Here is a 17594-nt window from a genome sequence, read left to right as displayed (position 1 = left end):
TCAGGATTTGACCAGCGCCCCAGCGTAATCCAGTTGCCGCCACGCCTCGTATACCACCACCGAGACTGCATTTGACAGGTTCATGCTGCGGCTGTTGGGCTGCATCGGGATGCGGATCTTCTGATCCGGGGGCAGGGCGTCCAGCACTGCGGGAGGCAGGCCTCGGCTCTCCGGCCCAAACAGCAGATAGTCGCCCGGCTGGTAATTCACTGCGCTATGCGCAGGCGTGCCTTTGGTGGTCAGCGCAAACAGGCGCGCCGGTTGCTCACGCTCAATAAATTGCGCGTAATCCGCATGTTTTTGGATGGAGGCGAACTCGTGGTAGTCCAGCCCCGCGCGGCGCAGGCGCTTGTCATCCCAAGTAAAGCCCAGAGGCTCGATCAGGTGCAGGCGAAAGCCGGTGTTGGCGCATAAGCGGATGATATTGCCGGTATTTGGCGGGATTTCAGGTTCAAACAGTACGATATTCAGCATACGCCCCCCAGAATTGAGGGGCGCAGAATACCAGAAACTTAACGCAGGTGCAGCGGCAGCCAGATGATCAGGCGCAGGCCGCCGAGCGGGCTATCATCCGCCCTGACCCAGCCACGGTGCTGCGAGACAGCGGTTTCCACAATCGCCAGCCCCAGCCCGGTGCCGCCTGATTCGCGGTCACGCGCCTCATCGGTGCGGTAGAAGGGGCGGAAGATCTGCTCCCGGTCGGCTGGCGAGACGCCGGGGCCATCATCATCCACGGTGATGGTGATCCCCTCCTCATCACAGGCAAAGGCGACGGCGATGTGGTGGTGGGAGTAGCGCAGCGCATTGCGTACGATATTCTCCAACGCACTGTCCAGCGCGGCTGGGTTGCCAATCAGCGTCCACGGGCCGGGCGGTGCGGTGATCTCCAGCTTTTTCCCCACCTGCTCTGCCTCGAACTGGGCGTTCTCCAGCACATCCGCCCACAGCGTGTTGGCTTTCAGCGGCTCGCGCGCCAGCTCATTTTTATGCTGGCTACGCGACAGCACCAGCAGGTCGTTGATCATGCTGTCCAGCCGGTGCGCCTCGGTCTCAATGCGCTCCAGCTCCTTGCCCTCCCCGTGGCGACGACGCATCAACGCTGTCGCCAATTGCAGGCGCGTCAGCGGGGTGCGCAGCTCGTGGGAGATGTCAGAGATCAGCCGTTGCTGGGCAGTCACCATCCGCTCCAGCGCGCTCACCATCTGGTTGAAGCTGGCACCGGTCGCCAGAAACTCCTGCGGGCCGGACTCCAGCTCCGGGTGCTGTTTCAAATTGCCGCGCGCCACCTCATCCGCCGCATTCTTCAGCTTGCGCGCCGGTTTCGCCAGACTCCACGCCAGCCACAGCAGCAGCGGCGAACTGATCAGCATGGTGACGATCAGCAGCAGCAGCGGCCGGTCAAACATCAGGTTGATGAAGTCGGACTGCGGGCTGTTGGCCGGACGAATCAGATAGAGCTGGTAGTTGTCTTCACCATCGCGCACGGAGAAGGGGCCGACCATCTCGACACGGCCATACTTCTTCTTCTTGGGCCGGTCGGAGTTATCAGACTGGCCAATGAAGTTGCGTACGATCTGCATCTCATTGCGCTGGGCGCCAATCACTCGCCCCTCACTGGTCACCAGCAACAGCCGCTGGCCGGGTGGTGCCCACTTGTCGATGGCGCGGAACAGCCGCCGCCACCACATCAGGTCATTGGCCGGATCGCCTGCCAGCTCGGCCTCGACATGCTGCTCCAGCATCAGCCCCTGACGCTGCTCACTCTCGAGCAGCGGCGTAAGCTGGCGGGAGTCCAGTTTCGGCACCATCAACACCAGCATCAGCACCAGCGCCAACGTAAACCAAAAGATGGCGAAGATTCGTGCTGTCAGGCTGTTGATCATGAGGCCGACACCATCAGGTAGCCACGCCCACGCAGGGTTTTAAACCAAGGGTGCCCATCCTTGCGCTCCGGCAGCTTACGGCGCAGGTTGGAGATGTGCATATCGATGGCGCGGTCAAAGGGGGTCAGCCGCTTGCCGAGCACCTCCTGACTCAGGTGTTCCCGCGATACCACCTGGCCGAGATGCTGCGCCAGCAGGTAGAGCAGGGTGAACTCGGTGCCGGTCAGGTCGAGCACCTGGCTCTCAAAGCTGGCCTCCTGGCGGCCGGGGTTGAGTTGCAGGCAATCCACCTGAAGGGTAGGCGCGCCGCTGTCACCGCCCTGCTGCTGCTCGCTCCAGTGAGAACGGCGCAGAATGGCGCGGATACGGGCCACCAGTTCACGATCGTTAAAGGGTTTGGGCAGATAGTCATCCGCGCCCAGCTCCAGCCCCAGTACGCGATCCAGCTCGCTGCCGCGCGCCGTCAGCATAATCACGGGTGTCTGGTGGTGCTGTCGCAGCTCTTTCAACGTGTCGATGCCATTCTTCTTCGGCATCATAATATCGAGCAGTAACAGATCTATGCTGCTATCCAACTGCTCCAGTGCCTGCTCGCCATCGTGTGCCACCACGACATTGAACCCTTCCATGTCGAGCAGCTCTTTTAAAAGCGAAGTCAATTCGCGGTCATCATCAACTAACAGGATCTTATTCATCATCTTTACCTCTAGACGCAAAATACGTCATCAATTGTTGGCATTCCATGACTTTACGAAGTTTTACATGCCCTGACGCATGTTTGCAGCTGCACCTCTACACTGCTCTACATCGAACAACGAATCGTCAACTGCGTCAGGAGAGTTCATCGATGCACAAGGTCACCCCGTTAGTGTTAGCCACCCTGCTGCCGCTCTCCACTGGCATGGCATGGGGCGCTGAGACAGCGGCTGGGGAGCCTGCCTGGCATCATAACGACTCCCTGCTTAAGAACGGTTACGTTAATAATGAAATGATGTTTGATGGCGTCAGCCTGACGGAAGAGCAGCGCCAGCAAATGCGAGATTTAATGCATCAGGCACGGCGCGATCTGCCCCGTATCAATGTAGCTGAAATGGAAACCATGCACAGGCTGATCATTGCGAAAGACTTTGATCAGAATGCAGTTCAGGCGCAGGCCGAAAAGATGGCGCGGGAGCAAGTCGCCCGCCAGGTTGAGATGGCTCGGGTGCGTAACCTGATGTACAACCTGCTGACCGATGACCAGAAAGCCGTACTGGCGCACCGTCACCAGCAACGGATGGACCAATTGCAGCAGATGCAACAAACACAGCAACACAACGCCCAAAGAATGAGTGAGTTGCAACCGACTTCTGCCCAGAAGCTGAGTACCAAAGAGTAGTACCCTGTTTTTTCCTTGCCATAGACACCATCCCTGTCTTCCCCGCCTTCGGGCGGGTTTTTTTTATCCTTTTTCCATGAACCCGGTCAGGAAACATTCTCTATACAGGGGCGCATTAAACCGCCTGATTACTATGCAATATGGTCAGCGTGGGGGGTGCTTTTCAGGCTAGGATTAGTGCTATTCTTATAGCAACATCAAACCACAGAACAGGGTATGATACCCCTATTCCCCGCCTGTTCCCGGCGGGCGTTCAGTCCGGTTAGGCTACACATATCATGGTTTAAATCCTGTCTGCAGCGATGCGGGCACGGCAAGGACGCCAAGAGAGATTAGCAAGTTTTTACCAGGAAAAGTTTTTGGGCGCTGGTTATGGCGAGCGAGAGAGCAGACAGTGGGGCAACCCTGCCAGAGCGTGACCTGAATCAATTCAGCCTGGGCTTTTTGGTATACTATTCCTGACCCATGGCCCGTTCATTTTCTGTACGGCTCGGCGCGCGTATAATCAGCGAGATAAGATTTTTAAGAAATTGCATCTACAAGTTCAGAGGTAGTCATGATCAAAAAAATTGGTGTACTGACGAGTGGCGGCGACGCCCCAGGTATGAATGCTGCGATCCGTGGTGTTGTGCGTGCCGCATTGACCGAAGGGCTGGAAGTTTTCGGTGTCTATGACGGCTACCTCGGCTTGTACGAAGATCGTATGGAAAAACTGGACCGTTATAGCGTCTCTGACATGATCAACCGCGGCGGCACCTTCCTGGGTTCCGCGCGCTTCCCGGAGTTCCGTGACGAGGCGGTGCGCGCCAAAGCCATTGAGAACATGAAAAAGCGCGGTCTTGACGCGCTGGTGGTCATCGGCGGTGACGGCTCCTACATGGGGGCAAAACGCCTGACCGAGATGGGCTTCCCCTGCATCGGCCTGCCGGGCACTATCGATAATGACGTGGCTGGCACCGACTACACCATCGGTTACTTCACCGCGCTGGAGACCGTGGTCGAGGCGATTGACCGCCTGCGCGACACCTCCTCCTCCCACCAGCGTATCTCCATCGTGGAAGTGATGGGCCGTTACTGTGGCGATTTGACGCTGGCGGCGGCAATTGCTGGCGGTTGCGAGTTCATCGTACTGCCGGAAGTGGAGTTCACCCGTGACGATCTGGTGGCAGAGATCAAAGCTGGCATCGCCAAAGGGAAGAAACATGCCATCGTCGCCATCACCGAGCACATCTGTGACATCGACGAACTGGCGCGCCATATCGAAAGCGAAACCAAACGCGAAACCCGCGCGACGGTGCTGGGCCACATCCAGCGCGGCGGGGCGCCGGTCGCTTACGACCGTATTCTGGCCTCGCGCATGGGTGCCTTCTCCATCGAACTGCTGTTGCAGGGCTACGGCGGCCGCTGCGTCGGCGTCCAGAATGAGAAGCTGGTGCACCATGACATCATCGATGCCATCGAGAACATGAAGCGTCCGTTCAAATCTGATCTGCTGGAAACGGCGAAAAAGCTCTACTGATCCCTTTCGTGTCATGAAACCTCCCGCCCGGGAGGTTTTTTTTCGCCTTTCAACTGCTTATTCCAAAAAAACATAGCGGCGATCTTTTTATTCTTTAATCCTGTCTGCGCTTTCTGGCAGGCTTGTCATCAGAATTCACACTTCGCGATGAGAGACTGGGAGAACGTGACAATGCGTAAATGGGGAGCAGGGCTGGCATTGATGCTGGCAGCAACAGGTGCGTTAGCAAAAGATATTCAATTGCTGAACGTCTCTTACGATCCCACGCGGGAGTTCTATCAGGAGTACAATCAGGCTTTCAGTAAGTACTGGCAGCAGAAGACCGGCGACCACGTGACCGTGCGCCAGTCCCACGGCGGCTCTGGCAAGCAGGCAACCTCGGTGATCAACGGCATTGAGGCGGATGTGGTGACGCTGGCGCTGGCCTATGATGTCGATGCCATCGCTGAGCGCGGCCGCATTGAGAAGGATTGGATCAAGCGCCTGCCGGACAACTCCGCCCCTTACACCTCGACCATCGTGTTCCTGGTGCGCAAGGGCAACCCGAAACAGATTCATGACTGGCCTGATTTGATCAAGCCGGGCGTTGCCGTCATCACCCCGAACCCGAAAACCTCTGGCGGCGCACGCTGGAACTATCTGGCCGCCTGGGGCTATGCCCTGCACCAGAACAACAATGACCAAGCCAAGGCGCAGGACTTTGTGCAGGCGCTGTATAAAAATGTGCAGGTGCTGGACTCCGGCGCACGCGGCGCGACCAACACCTTTGTGGAGCGCGGCATGGGGGATGTGCTGATCGCTTGGGAGAATGAGGCGCTGCTGGCGGTGAAGGAGCTGGGCACTGACCAGTTTGACATCGTGACGCCGAGCGAGTCGATTCTGGCTGAACCTACGGTTTCGGTGGTGGATCGCATCGTGGAGCGCCGCCAGACCCGCGAGGTAGCAGAGGGCTATCTGAAGTATCTCTACAGCCCAGAGGGCCAGACCATCGCGGCCCAGAACTACTATCGCCCGCGTGACCCGGCCGTGGCCGCCAAATTTGCCAACGAATTCCCGAAACTGAAACTGTTTACCGTGGATTCACTGGGCGGCTGGACGGCGTTGCAGAAAGAGCACTTCGCCACGGGCGGCGTGTTTGACCAGATCACCCGTCGCTAAGCCAGACGCAAGCCAAAAAAAACCCCGCTATGCGGGGTTTTTTTATGGGCGCGGGATAATTACGCGCGTTTGGCTTCTGCGGCGGCTTTAACGATCACTGCGAAGGCGTCGGCCTTCAGGGAAGCGCCGCCAACCAGCGCGCCGTCGATGTCCGGCTGGGTGAACAGCTCAGCGGCGTTGCCCGCGTTGACGGAACCGCCGTACTGGATGATGACCTTGGCAGCCACGTCGGCGTCTTGCTTGGCGATGTGGTCACGGATGAACTTGTGGACAGCCTGCGCCTGCGCCGGGGTGGCAGATTTGCCGGTGCCGATGGCCCAGACTGGCTCATAGGCGATCACGGTGTTTTCGAAAGCTTGCGCGCCCAGGCTGTTCAGCACGGCGTCCAGCTGTTTGGCGCACACGGCTTCAGTTTCGCCGGCTTCGTTTTCCGCTTCGGTCTCACCTATGCAGAGTACCGGGATCAGGCCAGCTTCTTTCAGCACACCAAATTTCTTGGCGATAAACTCATCGCTCTCTTTGTGGTAAGTGCGACGCTCGGAGTGACCGATGATGATGTACTGCGCGCCGATGTCTTTCAGCATCTCGGCAGAGGTTTCGCCAGTAAAGGCACCAGAGAGGTTCACGCCGACATCCTGTGCACCCAGGGCGATGCGGCTGCCAGCCAGCTGGTGGCGGGCCAGATCCAGGTAGAGTGCCGGAGGTGCAATCGCAACGCCGCAACCATCGACGTCGCTCAGCTCTTTACGCAGCCCTGCGATCAGTTCGTTAACCATCTGGGTACTGCCATTAAGTTTCCAGTTACCCATTACTAAGGGATGACGCATTGTTTAATCCTCCAAGCTGAGACACAAGATTCGACTAAAATGACTGCCTTACAGGCAATTTACCTGCCCACCAGTATAAAGACGATCGCCGCAAAAGGCTTTGCTTTTCGTCATGGCTGGCGGCTTCTTTACCCTTCCGCCAACGCGAGTTTCACCGGTTCGACGGCGAAGGTCAGCCCCTTCTCACCATTGTCTGACACCACATAGCGGATGGCGCCAACCTGATGCTGGTAGAACTGCTGCCCCTTGCCAGCCTCCAACAGCTCCGCCACCCTGGCGGTGCTCTGCTCGACATTCAGCGTCGGCTCAAACTCCCGCATCAGCGCCGCCATGTAGTTGATGGCCGTGGCGCGCGCCGCTTTCTCCTCATTGCCCTGGATCGGCAGGTAGGTGATTTGCAGGGTTTTGATCTTGCCGGATCCCTTCTCCAGCGCGGTCGAGGCGTAGAGATTCTCGTTGATCTTGCTAGCGGCGCGCGTCAGCATCGCGTTCGGCTCGGTGTCCGGGATAGAGCGGAATTCGGTGATCGGCAGCGACGGGTTCTGTGCGTTGTAGGTTTCGCGGAACTTCACCACCGTCATGTCAAAGGTGGGCGCGCCGTTGAGCAGATAGGGGGCTTTCGGCATCTCATTGCTGAGCGCGCTGCGGTCAGCGTCTGGCGGATCGGCCAGAACGCGTGGTGCGGCACTCAGCGCCAGCACGGTGGCCAGCAGGGGGATCAGGGCTGTTTTCATGGCATCGCAAAAGGTGGCTGGACTCTGTGCCGATTAAACCGGGATTCAGGGGCAAATGTCAAAAAAGCCGCGCCGGGTTACACTGTCGGCCGGATGATAATGGGAGCGCAGCATGGGTATACAGGCGTGGGCCTTTTCTTTTCGTGGCCGGCTGGGACGGCGGGATTTCTGGGTGTGGCTGGTGCTCTGGCTGGTGGTGATGGCTGGGGCGTTTGCGGCGGCGTCGCGCGGGTGGCTGGCGATCCAGTCCGCGGCATTTTTGATTGTGTTCCTGCTCTGGCCGACGGCGGCGGTGCTGGTGAAGCGGCTGCATGACCGCAACCGCGCTGGCAGCTGGGCGCTGCTGCTGATTCTGGCGTGGATGCTGGCCGCCGGTAACTGGCAGATGATGCCCGCGTTGGCGGCCTGGACGCTGGGCCGACTGCTGCCAGCGGTGATTTTTGTGATGATGCTGGTGGAGTGCGGCTTTCTGGCGGGCACGGCGGGCGGCAACCGCTTCGGGCCGCCCGCCGCGCCCGTGCGCTACCGGTAGTTACCAGTAGTGCTCGCTGGTGATGTGGCCGGGCTTGCGGCGCAGGTGCTTGCGCATCTCGCGGCTCTCTTTCAGCAATTGCTGGGTGTCACGCACCATCTGTGGATTGCCGCACAGCATGATATGACTGCTGTCGGCATCCATCGTCAGGCCGACCGCCGCCTCCAGCGCACCGCTCTCAATCAGCGCTGGCACCCGGCCCGTCAGGGAGCCGGGCACCGTCTCGCGGCTGACCACCGTCTGAATCTTTAGCTTGCCGTCGAACTGGCGCTGTAGTTGCTGCATCAGCGGCAGATAGCTCAGATCGCGGGCGTAGCGCGCGGCGTGCACCAGCACGATGTGGTCGAAGCGCGCCAAATCACGCCCCTCCTGCAAAATCGAGAGGTAGGGGCCGATGGCGGTGCCGGTCGCCAGCATCCAGAGCGTGCGGCACTCGGGGATCTCCTCCAGCACAAAGAACCCGGCCGCCTCTTTGGTCACCATCAGCTCGTCGCCGGGTTGCAGGGCCGCCAGACGCGGGCTGAGCTTGCCCTCCGGCACCGTCACCAGATAGAACTCCAGATTGTCATCGCTGGGCGCATTGACGTAGGAGTAGGCACGCTGCACGCGCTCGCCCTCAATCTCCAGCGCCAGCTTGGCGAACTGCCCGGCGGTGAAGGGATCGACCGGCGCATTGACGATGAGGCTGAAGAGACCGTCCGTCCAGCGTTCTACCCGTGTGACCTTTCCTGTTACCCACTCAGCCATGGTGTCATTGCTCCTCATTATCTGGCGGCCGTGCCCGGCGCACTGTTAAGCGTTTGATTCAATTCCTGCCTCTGGTGGATCGATGTTAGGTGATCTTGCCGCGAACAATTATCGATTAAATGGGATGGGCCTGCCTTGCCAGCAGGCGCGTACAACCTGCTTTACAGGGCTGGAGAGGCGGCCTGACAGCACCGGAAAAGGCAAATGCGCCAGAGGTTTTAACATTTCACTGCCTTTTGGTAGCGTGTGCGCCCAATTTCCGGCTTTTGCTGATGCTCACCTGCTGACTGACAATGAAAAAACTCGAAAACCTGCCATTGATGGCGATGCTGATTTTGCTGGTGGCCGTCGGCCAGATGGCGCAGACCATCTATGTACCTACTATCGCCGACATGGCGCAGAGCCTGAACGTGCCTGCTGGCGCGGTGCAGCGCGTGATGGCGGCCTATCTGGTGACCTACGGTTTCTCCCAACTGATTTACGGGCCGCTCTCGGATCGCCTTGGCCGTCGGCCGGTGATCTTCGCCGGGATGCTGATTTTCCTGCTCGGCGCGGCGGGCGCGATGCTGGCCCCCAGCCTGAACCTGCTGATTGCCGCCGCGGCGGTGCAGGGGATGGGCACCGGCGTGGCCGGCGTGATGGCGCGCACCATGCCGCGCGATCTCTATGCGGGCAGCGCCCTGCGGCAGGCCAACAGCCTGCTGAACATGGGAATTCTGGTCAGCCCGCTGCTCGCGCCGCTGATTGGCGGGGCGCTGGCGGGTGCCTTTGGCTGGCGCGCCTGTTTCGCCTTCCTGCTGCTGCTGTGCAGCGGCGTGGCGATCTGCATCTGGCGCGGTATGCCGGAGACCCGTCCGGCGGGGCAGGCCCCGCGCGCGCTGTTCAGCGCGTTCCGGCCGCTGCTGGCGGATGGCAGCTTCAGCCGCTATCTGGTGATGCTGGTGGGCGCGCTGGCGGGCATCGCGGTGTTTGAAGCGAGTTGTGGCGTGCTGATGGGTGGCGTACTGGGGTTGAGCAGTCTGGCCGTCAGCCTGCTGTTCATCCTGCCGCTACCGGCGGCCTTTTTCGGCGCATGGTTTGCTGGCAAGTCCGACGCGCCCTTCCACCAGTTGATGTGGTACGCGGTGCTGAGCTGTCTGGCGGCTGGCGCGTTGATGTGGCTGCCCGGCTGGTTTGGCGTGATGAATGTCTGGACGCTGATCGTGCCAGCGGCGCTGTTCTTCTTCGGCGCGGGGATGCTGTTCCCGCTGGCAACCACCGGCGCGATGGAGCCGTTCCCCTATCTGGCTGGCGCGGCGGGGGCGCTGCTGGGCGGCGTGCAGAATATGGGATCGGGGCTGGTGGCGTGGCTGTCGGCGCTGTTGCCACAGGGCGGCCAGTTCAGCCTTGGGCTGCTGATGTTTGCAATGGGTGTGCTGATGCTGCTCTGCTGGTGGCCGATGGCTGACCGGGCGCAGGAGGCGGGCGACGCCGCCTGATGCCGGGCCGACAGGAGCAACCCCCGTCGGCCGGGAAAGTTACAGGATGTAGGGGTGCAGCGCCGGATCTTTGCGCTCCAGATAGTGGGTCGAGGTGATGCGGCGGATGGTGCGCGACTTGCCACGGATCAGCAGGGTTTCGGTGGTCGCCATCGTGCCCTTGCGGCGGATACCCGCCAGCAGATCGCCCTCGGTGATGCCGGTAGCGGCAAAGATTACGTTGTCATTGCGCGCCATCTCATCCAGCGGCAGTACCCGGTTGGCCTCAATGCCCATCTCCTGACAGCGCGCCAGCTCCTGCTCGCCGATGCGGCGGTTCTCTTCATTCTCCCCTTTCACCTGATGGCGCGGCAGCAGCCGGCCCTGCATGTCGCCATCCAGCGCACGGATCACCGCCGCCGAAATCACGCCCTCCGGCGCGCCGCCGATGCCATACATCACATCGACTTCGCTCTCCGGCATACAGGTGAGAATGGAGGCCGCCACGTCGCCGTCCGGGATGGCAAACACCTTCACCCCCAGTTGCTGCAATTGGGCGATCGTCTGGTCATGGCGCGGCTTCGCCAGAATCACCACCGTCAGGTCAGCCAACGGCTTGTTGAGCGCCGTGGCTACGTTGCGCAGGTTCTGCTCCAGCGGCAAGGCGAGATCGATGCAGCCGCGCGCGCCGGGGCCAACCACCAGCTTCTCCATGTACATGTCCGGCGCGTGCAAGAAGGTGCCGCGATCGCCCACCGCCAGCACTGCCAGCGCATTGGCCTGACCCATCGCGGTCATGCGCGTGCCCTCAATCGGGTCGACGGCGATGTCCACCGCGTCACCACGGCCGGTGCCGACCTGCTCACCGATATAGAGCATCGGTGCCTCGTCGATCTCTCCCTCGCCGATGACAATCCGGCCATCAATCTCCACGTTATTCAGCATGATGCGCATGGCATGGACGGCCGCGCCGTCGGCGGCATTTTTGTCGCCGCGGCCCAGCCATTTATAGCCGGCAAGGGCGGCGGCTTCGGTGACGCGGGAAAACTCGATGGCTAATTCACGTTTCATGGCAAACCTGTTGTGCTGGGGAAAAGATGCGCAGCAGTGTAGCACAGGGGGGAGGGGGGCAAAAAAGCAGACTCCCCGTGGCGGGGAGTCTGGTGGGCGGGTTACTCGTCGTGCTCTTCCCACGACTGGGCGCGGGCGACCGCCTTTTTCCAGCCAGCGTAGCGGTAGTTGCGCTCGGTGGTTTCGATGCTTGGGCGGAACTCGCGCTCCACCACCGATTTGGCGCGTACCTCCTCCAGATCTTTCCAGAAGCCAACCGCCAGGCCCGCCAGATAGGCCGCGCCGAGGGCCGTCACCTCACGCACTTCCGGGCGCTCCACCCGCGTGCCGAGGATGTCGGACTGGAACTGCATCAGGAAGTTGTTCGCCACCGCGCCGCCATCCACGCGCAGGGTTTGCAGGCGGGTGCCAGCGTCTGCCTGCATCGCTTCCAGCACGTCGCGGGTCTGGTAGGCGATCGACTCCAGCGTGGCGCGGATGATGTGGTTGGCATTGGCACCACGCGTCAGGCCGAACAGCGCACCGCGTGCATAGGGGTCCCAGTAGGGCGCGCCGAGGCCGGTGAAGGCTGGCACCATGTAGACGCCATTACTGTCTTTCACCTTCAGGGCGAAGTATTCGGAGTCCGCCGAGTCGCTGATCAACTTCATCTCATCACGCAGCCACTGGATGGCCGCGCCGCCGATAAACACCGCGCCCTCCAGGGCGTAGTTCACCTCGCCGCGCGGGCCGCAGGCGATGGTGGTCAGCAGGCCGTGGGTGGAGGTTACCGCCTCGGTGCCGGTGTTCATCAGCATGAAGCAGCCGGTGCCGTAGGTGTTTTTCGCCATGCCCGGCTGGACGCAGAGCTGGCCATACAGCGCCGCCTGCTGGTCACCGGCGATGCCAGCAATCGGGATACGGGTACCGCCCTTGCCGCCAATGTTGGTCTGGCCGTAGATCTCGGAGGAGGATTTCACCTCCGGCAGCATCTCACGCGGGATGTCCAGAATGTCCAGCATACGCTGGTCCCACTCCAGTTTGTGGATGTTGAACATCATGGTGCGCGAGGCGTTGGTGTAGTCGGTGATGTGCACCCGGCCTTGGGTCATTTTCCACACCAGCCAGGTGTCGACGGTGCCGAACAGCAGTTCGCCGCGCTTGGCGCGTTCGCGCGCGCCCTCGACGTGGTCGAGGATCCACTTCACCTTGGTGCCGGAGAAGTAGGGGTTAATCACCAGCCCGGTAGTGTGCTGGATGTACTCCTCCAGCCCCTCTTTTTTCAGCCGGGCGCAGTAGTCCGCGGTGCGCGGATCTTGCCAGACGATGGCGTTGTAGATCGGCTTGCCGCTCTCTTTGTCCCAGACGATGGCGGTTTCACGCTGGTTGGTGATACCGAGCGCAGCAATCTGGTCGGAGCGGATGTCAGCATGCGCCAGCACCTCTACCAGCGTGGAACTCTGCGATGCCCAGATGTCCATCGGGTCGTGCTCAACCCAGCCGGCTTTAGGATAGATTTGGGTAAACTCACGTTGTGAGACCGCTACGATATTGGCGTCATGATCGAGAACCACTGCGCGGGAGCTGGTTGTGCCCTGATCCAGAGCGACAATGTATTTCTTTTCTGGCGTCATCATAATTATCCTGCAAAAAGTTAACCGGGAACGCGTTATCGTTACGCTTTGCGCTGTGTCGTCGGGGACTGCGGTGCCGCTTCGGCGTCTGGCTCGCAAATCTCACACGGCAGGTGGCGGCCAATCAGCGCACGGTAACCGAATGCACCGAGGGATGCGCCCACCAGCGGGCCAAAGATCGGCACCAGACAGTAGGGAATGCTCATGCCGCCAGTCAGGGCCACTTTGCCCCAGCCGGCAAAAAAGGCAAACAGTTTCGGGCCGAAGTCACGCGCCGGGTTGAGGGCAAAACCGGTCAGCGGGCCCATCGAACCGCCGATCACCGCAATCAGCAGGCCAATCAGCAGCGGGGCCAGCGGGCCGCGCGGCACACCGTTGCCATCATCGGTCAGCGCCATGATCAGGCAGACCAGAATGGCGGTGATCACTGTCTCCACCAGGAACGCCTGCATGATGGAGATGTGCGGGTTCGGGTAGGTGGAGAAGATGCCAGCCAGGTCGAGGCTCTCGACGCTGCCGCGTACCATATTGTGGCCCTGCTCATAGACAAAGAACAGGTTGTAGTAGAGGCCGTAGACCAGCGCGGCGGCGCAGAAGGCCCCCAGCAGCTGGGCGACAATGTAGGGAGCCACCTTGCGGCCATCGAAGCAGGCGAACAGCCAGAGCGCGATGGTGATGGCCGGATTGAGGTGCGCGCCAGAGATGGCGGCAGTCATGTAGACCGCCATGGCGACGCCCAGGCCCCAGATGACGCTGATCTCCCACTGGCCGAAACTGGCGCCGGCCAGCTTCATCGCCGCCACACAGCCGGCGCCGAAGAAGATGATCAGGCCGGTGCCGAGGAACTCAGCGATGCATTGGCCTTTCAGGGTAGTGCTGGTTAACTGGCTCATAGTGAAGTCCTACGGAGGGTAAGGGTCATTGGTTATTGTTGGTTCGCTGCGGTGTAACAAAGGTTAATCGAAATAGGTGCTCATTCTATAAATGAGTGCATATTGTGAATTTATCGTTAACGAGCAGAAACGAGAAATAGCGAACTTAAAATGTGTGTGGTGTGTCATAAAAATGAGCGAATTCGAGTGATTTTATCGCCAATTCACCCCATTCGCGCATCGGTAAACCGGTCACCTGGCGCCGCTTCGCTTTTCTGTGGGGCGCCCCGTGCCCTGCTTTTGACCCGCACGGGTTTCTGGCTGCTGACAAAATGTTCGGCTCACCCCGCTTTACGCCGGGATGCGGCTAGACAGGGGCAGGGTAGCTACATACAATCGTTTTTATTCAAGCGGCGCGCCGAGCTGATTCAGCCGCAGCGTTTCGAAAAGGGCGCTTGTTTTTGAAAGCAAACCCGTTTGCTGCCTCTGCATCCGACGGAGTGGACGACACGACAAGATGTACGCCTTACGAACATAAGAGGATTTAAGAATGTCATTTGAAGTTTTTGAGAAATTAGAAGCGAAAGTCCAGCAGGCGATTGACACCATCACCCTGCTGCAAATGGAAATTGAAGAACTGAAAGAGAAGAACAACTCGCTTTCTCAAGAAGTTCAACATGCAGGCCACCACCGCGAATCGCTGGTGCGTGAGAACGAGCAGCTGAAAGAAGAGCAGCACGTCTGGCAGGAACGCCTGCGGGCGCTGCTGGGAAAAATGGAGGAGGTCTGATCTCCTCGCACCCGACGACTGCCGTTGAGGTGTAAAGTCAGAACAAAAAAGGCGCTCCGGGAGCGCCTTTTTGTTGCCTGCTATACCTCACTCGAGGTCGAGCGGGTCTTCGGACAGGATGATGCCGGTGTTGTCGGCATAGAGATGATCGCCAGAGAAGAAGGTGACGCCGCCGAAGTTAACGCGGATGTCGCTCTCGCCGATGCCCTCGCTGGCCGCGCCAGCCGGGATGGCCGCCATCGCCTGAATGCCGATGTCCAGCTCCTCAAGGTCATCCACCTGGCGCACCGCGCCGTAGACCACAATGCCTTCCCATTCGTTCTGGGTCGCCAACCGCGCCAGCTCCGCATTGATCAGCGCCCGGCGTACCGAGCCCCCGCCATCCACCAGCAGCACACGGCCACGGCCATTCTCTTCCAACAGGTCATAGAGCAGCCCGTTATCTTCGAAGCATTTCACGGTGGTGATCTGCCCGCCAAATGAAGTACGTCCACCAAAATTGGAGAACAGTGGTTCAACGACATTCACCTCTTCATGATAAATATCGCACAGTTCGGAAGTATCGTATTTCATAGGATTAACGTCTGGTTGATGCAGGAATTTTCAGTATATCCCTTTCTGGCGAATGTTGGCAAAATCATCAATTGTTAACCATGTCTTAAGCCAGAATTAAATGCTCAGCACCACGCCGAGGGCAAACAGCACATTGGCCAGCAGGGCGGTTTTCACCATCTGCTCCAGCATCGGCCGCATCGCCTCTGCCTGCGGTTGCTGCAACACATCGCGGCCATGTCTCCACAGGCGCGGCAGCGCCAGCACAAACAGCCAGCCCCACGGGCTGTGCAGGTAGAAGAGGGCGAACAGCGCGAAGCAGAGCGCCGACCCCGCCAGCAGCAGCGCGTGGTAGAGCCGCCCCTTGCGCGCGCCGAGCCGCACTGCCAGCGTGTGCTTGCCGTTGGCCGCATCGCTCTCAATGTCACGCAAATTATTGATGTTTAATACCGCCGCCGCCAGCAGGCCGCAGGCGGTGGCGGGCAGGAAGACCACGCCATCCAGCTGGTGGGCTTGCAGGTAGTAGGTGCCAGCGACGCTGATCCAGCCAAAGAAGATCAGCACCGACAGGTCGCCCAGCCCGCGATAGCCGTAGGGCTTGGAACCAACGGTGTAGGTGATGGCCGCGCCGATGGAGAGCAGGCCGAGCAGCACGAAGCCCAGCACGTCCTGCGGCGAGCGGCAGGCCACGGCAATCAGCGCAATGCCGGAGGCGAGTGACAGCAGCACCGCCAGCAGCAACGCACGCCGCATCTGCGCCGCCGAGATCAGCCCCTTCTGCATCCCGCGCAACGGCCCAAGGCGATCGGGCGTGTCGCTGCCTTTGGCCGCGTCGCCATAGTCATTCGCCAGATTGGAGAGAATTTGCAGCAGGCCGGCGGTCAGCAACGCCAGCAGCGCGGTCGGGAAGTCAAAGTGGTGGTGCCAGGCGGCGAGGGCCGAACCGGCAACGATGGAGGAGAAGGCCAGCGGAAGGGTGCGGGGACGCAAGCTTTCCAGCCAGGCTTTCGCCGGGGTGGTGTGGAGGTATTCGCTCATTATTCGCTTCTGCCAAAAGGGGAACCCCATACAACTCAGGGAGGCCGAAGCCTCCCTGATTCAGGATGGGACAGTTGGCGCGAATTATAGGATAAAGCGGCTCAGATCTTCATCTGCTACCAGCTGATCCAGGTGTTTCCCGACATATTCCGCATCAATTGCGAAGCTTTCGCCGCTTTTCTCGCTCGCATCGTAGGAGATATCTTCCATCAGACGCTCCAGCACGGTGTGCAGGCGGCGCGCACCGATGTTCTCGGTAGTCTCGTTCACCTGCCAGGCCGCTTCCGCGATACGGCGGATGCCGTCCTGGGTGAACTCCACCTTCACGCCCTCGGTCGCCATCAGCGCCTTGTACTGCTCGGTCAGCGAGGCACTCGGCTCAGTCAGGATGCGCTCGAAATCGCCGGTCGACAGCGCCTGCAACTCCACGCGAATCGGTAGACGGCCCTGCAATTCCGGAATCAGGTCAGACGGGTTGGCGGTCTGGAACGCGCCGGAGGCGATGAACAGGATGTGGTCAGTCTTCACCATGCCGTGCTTGGTGGAGACGGTGCAGCCCTCAACCAGCGGCAGCAGGTCGCGCTGGACACCCTCGCGGGAGACGTCCGGGCCGGAGGTCTGGCCGCGCTTACAGATTTTGTCGATCTCATCGATGAACACGATACCGTGCTGCTCCACCGCTTCAATCGCCTGCTCTTTCAGCTCTTCTGGGTTCACCAGCTTCGCCGCTTCCTCTTCGATCAACAGCTTCATCGCTTCCTTGATCTTGATTTTGCGCGGTTTCTGCTTCTGCCCGGCCAGGTTCTGGAACATGGACTGGAGCTGGTTGGTCATCTCCTCCATGCCCGGAGGGGCCATGATCTCCATGCCCTGCGGGGCAGCGGCCAGATCGATTTCGATCTCTTTGTCATCCAGCTGGCCTTCACGCAGCTTTTTGCGGAAGGATTGACGGGCCGCGGACGGCTCCTCTTTCTCATCCGGCACGCCCCAGTTGTTTTTGGCGCGCGGCACCAGCACGTCCAGAATGCGCTCTTCTGCCAGCTCTTCCGCACGGTAGCGGTTTTTGTCGATGGATTGCAGGCGCACCATCTTCACGGCGGCGTCCGTCAGGTCACGGATGATGGAGTCCACTTCCTTGCCGACGTAGCCCACTTCGGTGAACTTGGTTGCTTCTACCTTGATGAACGGCGCGTTGGCGAGTTTTGCCAGACGGCGGGCAATCTCGGTCTTGCCGACGCCGGTCGGGCCGATCATCAGAATGTTTTTCGGGGTAACTTCATGGCGCAGCGCCTCATCGAGCTGCATCCGGCGCCAGCGGTTACGTAAGGCGATGGCGACGGCGCGCTTCGCTTTGTCCTGGCCGATGATGTAGCTGTCTAATTCGCTGACAATCTCGCGCGGGGTCATTTCAGACATGGTATTC

General features: G+C 60.2%; 18 protein-coding genes. 6 read left to right on the top strand and 12 right to left on the bottom strand.

Going from position 1 to position 17594, the window contains the following annotated elements; all coding sequences use genetic code 11:
- The 3 genes from trmL to cpxR are packed head-to-tail and all read right to left on the bottom strand — an operon-like array spanning position 1 to position 2578.
- Positions 1-474 carry a tRNA (uridine(34)/cytosine(34)/5-carboxymethylaminomethyluridine(34)-2'-O)-methyltransferase TrmL gene (gene trmL / locus C1N62_RS17045; protein ID WP_137764739.1) on the bottom strand — a complete coding sequence of 158 codons (474 nt, stop codon included), beginning with the start codon at positions 472-474 and terminating at the stop codon, positions 1-3.
- A gap of 38 nt (positions 475-512) precedes the next feature.
- The gene (gene cpxA / locus C1N62_RS17040; RefSeq protein WP_137764738.1) at positions 513-1883 is read right to left on the bottom strand and encodes an envelope stress sensor histidine kinase CpxA; all 1371 of its coding nucleotides are present in this window, start codon (positions 1881-1883) and stop codon (positions 513-515) included.
- On the bottom strand, positions 1880-2578 hold the full coding sequence (gene cpxR, locus C1N62_RS17035) for an envelope stress response regulator transcription factor CpxR (protein WP_137765049.1): 699 nt from the start codon (positions 2576-2578) through the stop codon (positions 1880-1882). Before cpxR ends, cpxA begins: the two co-directional genes overlap by 4 nt.
- 152 nt (positions 2579-2730) lie before the next feature.
- Between cpxR and cpxP the strand changes: the two genes are divergently transcribed.
- The 3 genes from cpxP (at position 2731) to C1N62_RS17020 (ending at position 5938) form a co-directional block, all read left to right on the top strand.
- On the top strand, positions 2731-3261 hold the full coding sequence (gene cpxP, locus C1N62_RS17030; protein ID WP_137764737.1) for a cell-envelope stress modulator CpxP: 531 nt from the start codon (positions 2731-2733) through the stop codon (positions 3259-3261).
- Between the two features lie 556 nt (positions 3262-3817).
- Positions 3818-4780 (top strand): 6-phosphofructokinase, encoded by a 963-nt coding sequence (gene pfkA, locus C1N62_RS17025; RefSeq protein ID WP_137764736.1) that lies wholly within the window; start codon positions 3818-3820, stop codon positions 4778-4780.
- Between the two features lie 171 nt (positions 4781-4951).
- Positions 4952-5938: a sulfate ABC transporter substrate-binding protein gene (locus C1N62_RS17020; RefSeq protein ID WP_137764735.1), complete on the top strand. Its 987-nt coding sequence runs from the start codon at positions 4952-4954 to the stop codon at positions 5936-5938.
- 59 nt (positions 5939-5997) lie between these two features.
- On the opposite strand, the gene tpiA is transcribed toward C1N62_RS17020, so the two are convergent.
- On the bottom strand, positions 5998-6765 hold the full coding sequence (gene tpiA, locus C1N62_RS17015) for a triose-phosphate isomerase (RefSeq protein ID WP_137764734.1): 768 nt from the start codon (positions 6763-6765) through the stop codon (positions 5998-6000).
- A 128-nt stretch (positions 6766-6893) separates the two neighbouring features.
- Positions 6894-7499: a DUF1454 family protein gene (locus tag C1N62_RS17010; protein WP_137764733.1), complete on the bottom strand. Its 606-nt coding sequence runs from the start codon at positions 7497-7499 to the stop codon at positions 6894-6896.
- 112 nt (positions 7500-7611) lie between these two features.
- Here C1N62_RS17010 and C1N62_RS17005 point away from each other — a divergent pair, with 112 nt between their 5' ends.
- Complete coding sequence (locus tag C1N62_RS17005; protein ID WP_137764732.1) at positions 7612-8031, top strand: DUF805 domain-containing protein; 420 nt, start codon at positions 7612-7614, stop codon at positions 8029-8031.
- Here C1N62_RS17005 and fpr read toward each other — a convergent pair whose 3' ends face one another.
- Positions 8032-8778: a ferredoxin--NADP(+) reductase gene (gene fpr / locus C1N62_RS17000; protein ID WP_137764731.1), complete on the bottom strand. Its 747-nt coding sequence runs from the start codon at positions 8776-8778 to the stop codon at positions 8032-8034.
- A gap of 293 nt (positions 8779-9071) precedes the next feature.
- Here fpr and emrD point away from each other — a divergent pair, with 293 nt between their 5' ends.
- A complete protein-coding gene (gene emrD / locus C1N62_RS16995) occupies positions 9072-10256 on the top strand; it encodes a multidrug efflux MFS transporter EmrD (RefSeq protein WP_137764730.1) in 1185 nt (394 codons plus the stop codon).
- Positions 10257-10295: 39 nt separating this feature from the next.
- On the opposite strand, the gene glpX is transcribed toward emrD, so the two are convergent.
- The 3 genes from glpX to C1N62_RS16980 form a co-directional block, all read right to left on the bottom strand.
- Entirely contained in the window at positions 10296-11306 is a 1011-nt protein-coding gene (gene glpX, locus C1N62_RS16990) for a class II fructose-bisphosphatase (RefSeq protein WP_137764729.1), read from the bottom strand.
- 101 nt (positions 11307-11407) lie between these two features.
- Positions 11408-12922 (bottom strand): glycerol kinase GlpK, encoded by a 1515-nt coding sequence (gene glpK / locus C1N62_RS16985; RefSeq protein WP_137764728.1) that lies wholly within the window; start codon positions 12920-12922, stop codon positions 11408-11410.
- Positions 12923-12960: 38 nt separating this feature from the next.
- The gene (locus C1N62_RS16980) at positions 12961-13812 is read right to left on the bottom strand and encodes an MIP/aquaporin family protein (protein WP_137764727.1); all 852 of its coding nucleotides are present in this window, start codon (positions 13810-13812) and stop codon (positions 12961-12963) included.
- Between the two features lie 529 nt (positions 13813-14341).
- Here C1N62_RS16980 and zapB point away from each other — a divergent pair.
- Positions 14342-14581, top strand: coding sequence for a septal ring assembly protein ZapB (zapB, locus tag C1N62_RS16975; protein WP_137764726.1), 240 nt, complete (start codon positions 14342-14344; stop codon positions 14579-14581).
- Positions 14582-14668: 87 nt separating this feature from the next.
- Here zapB and rraA read toward each other — a convergent pair whose 3' ends face one another.
- The 3 genes from rraA to hslU all read right to left on the bottom strand — a co-directional run bounded on the left by rraA (position 14669) and on the right by hslU (position 17587).
- Positions 14669-15154, bottom strand: coding sequence for a ribonuclease E activity regulator RraA (rraA, locus tag C1N62_RS16970; RefSeq protein WP_137764725.1), 486 nt, complete (start codon positions 15152-15154; stop codon positions 14669-14671).
- Between the two features lie 96 nt (positions 15155-15250).
- Positions 15251-16171 (bottom strand): 1,4-dihydroxy-2-naphthoate polyprenyltransferase, encoded by a 921-nt coding sequence (locus tag C1N62_RS16965; RefSeq protein WP_137764724.1) that lies wholly within the window; start codon positions 16169-16171, stop codon positions 15251-15253.
- 84 nt (positions 16172-16255) lie between these two features.
- Positions 16256-17587, bottom strand: a complete 1332-nt coding sequence (gene hslU, locus C1N62_RS16960; RefSeq protein ID WP_137764723.1) for an HslU--HslV peptidase ATPase subunit — start codon at positions 17585-17587, stop codon at positions 16256-16258.
- Positions 17588-17594 lie beyond the last annotated feature (7 nt).

The sequence above is a fragment of the Nissabacter sp. SGAir0207 genome (genome assembly GCF_005491205.1).
In the GTDB taxonomy this organism is placed as follows: domain Bacteria; phylum Pseudomonadota; class Gammaproteobacteria; order Enterobacterales; family Enterobacteriaceae; genus Chimaeribacter.
This window is presented reverse-complemented; position numbering and strand designations above follow the sequence as displayed.

What these genes read in the sequence shown, in the direction of transcription:
- trmL (WP_137764739.1), bottom strand. Translation starts at nt 474, where the DNA reads ATGCTGAATATCGTACTGTTTGAACCTGAAATCCCGCCAAATACCGGC.
- cpxA (WP_137764738.1), bottom strand. Translation starts at nt 1,883, where the DNA reads ATGATCAACAGCCTGACAGCACGAATCTTCGCCATCTTTTGGTTTACG.
- cpxR (WP_137765049.1), bottom strand. Translation starts at nt 2,578, where the DNA reads ATGAATAAGATCCTGTTAGTTGATGATGACCGCGAATTGACTTCGCTT.
- cpxP (WP_137764737.1), top strand. Translation starts at nt 2,731, where the DNA reads ATGCACAAGGTCACCCCGTTAGTGTTAGCCACCCTGCTGCCGCTCTCC.
- pfkA (WP_137764736.1), top strand. Translation starts at nt 3,818, where the DNA reads ATGATCAAAAAAATTGGTGTACTGACGAGTGGCGGCGACGCCCCAGGT.
- C1N62_RS17020 (WP_137764735.1), top strand. Translation starts at nt 4,952, where the DNA reads ATGCGTAAATGGGGAGCAGGGCTGGCATTGATGCTGGCAGCAACAGGT.
- tpiA (WP_137764734.1), bottom strand. Translation starts at nt 6,765, where the DNA reads ATGCGTCATCCCTTAGTAATGGGTAACTGGAAACTTAATGGCAGTACC.
- C1N62_RS17010 (WP_137764733.1), bottom strand. Translation starts at nt 7,499, where the DNA reads ATGAAAACAGCCCTGATCCCCCTGCTGGCCACCGTGCTGGCGCTGAGT.
- C1N62_RS17005 (WP_137764732.1), top strand. Translation starts at nt 7,612, where the DNA reads ATGGGTATACAGGCGTGGGCCTTTTCTTTTCGTGGCCGGCTGGGACGG.
- fpr (WP_137764731.1), bottom strand. Translation starts at nt 8,778, where the DNA reads ATGGCTGAGTGGGTAACAGGAAAGGTCACACGGGTAGAACGCTGGACG.
- emrD (WP_137764730.1), top strand. Translation starts at nt 9,072, where the DNA reads ATGAAAAAACTCGAAAACCTGCCATTGATGGCGATGCTGATTTTGCTG.
- glpX (WP_137764729.1), bottom strand. Translation starts at nt 11,306, where the DNA reads ATGAAACGTGAATTAGCCATCGAGTTTTCCCGCGTCACCGAAGCCGCC.
- glpK (WP_137764728.1), bottom strand. Translation starts at nt 12,922, where the DNA reads ATGATGACGCCAGAAAAGAAATACATTGTCGCTCTGGATCAGGGCACA.
- C1N62_RS16980 (WP_137764727.1), bottom strand. Translation starts at nt 13,812, where the DNA reads ATGAGCCAGTTAACCAGCACTACCCTGAAAGGCCAATGCATCGCTGAG.
- zapB (WP_137764726.1), top strand. Translation starts at nt 14,342, where the DNA reads ATGTCATTTGAAGTTTTTGAGAAATTAGAAGCGAAAGTCCAGCAGGCG.
- rraA (WP_137764725.1), bottom strand. Translation starts at nt 15,154, where the DNA reads ATGAAATACGATACTTCCGAACTGTGCGATATTTATCATGAAGAGGTG.
- C1N62_RS16965 (WP_137764724.1), bottom strand. Translation starts at nt 16,171, where the DNA reads ATGAGCGAATACCTCCACACCACCCCGGCGAAAGCCTGGCTGGAAAGC.
- hslU (WP_137764723.1), bottom strand. Translation starts at nt 17,587, where the DNA reads ATGTCTGAAATGACCCCGCGCGAGATTGTCAGCGAATTAGACAGCTAC.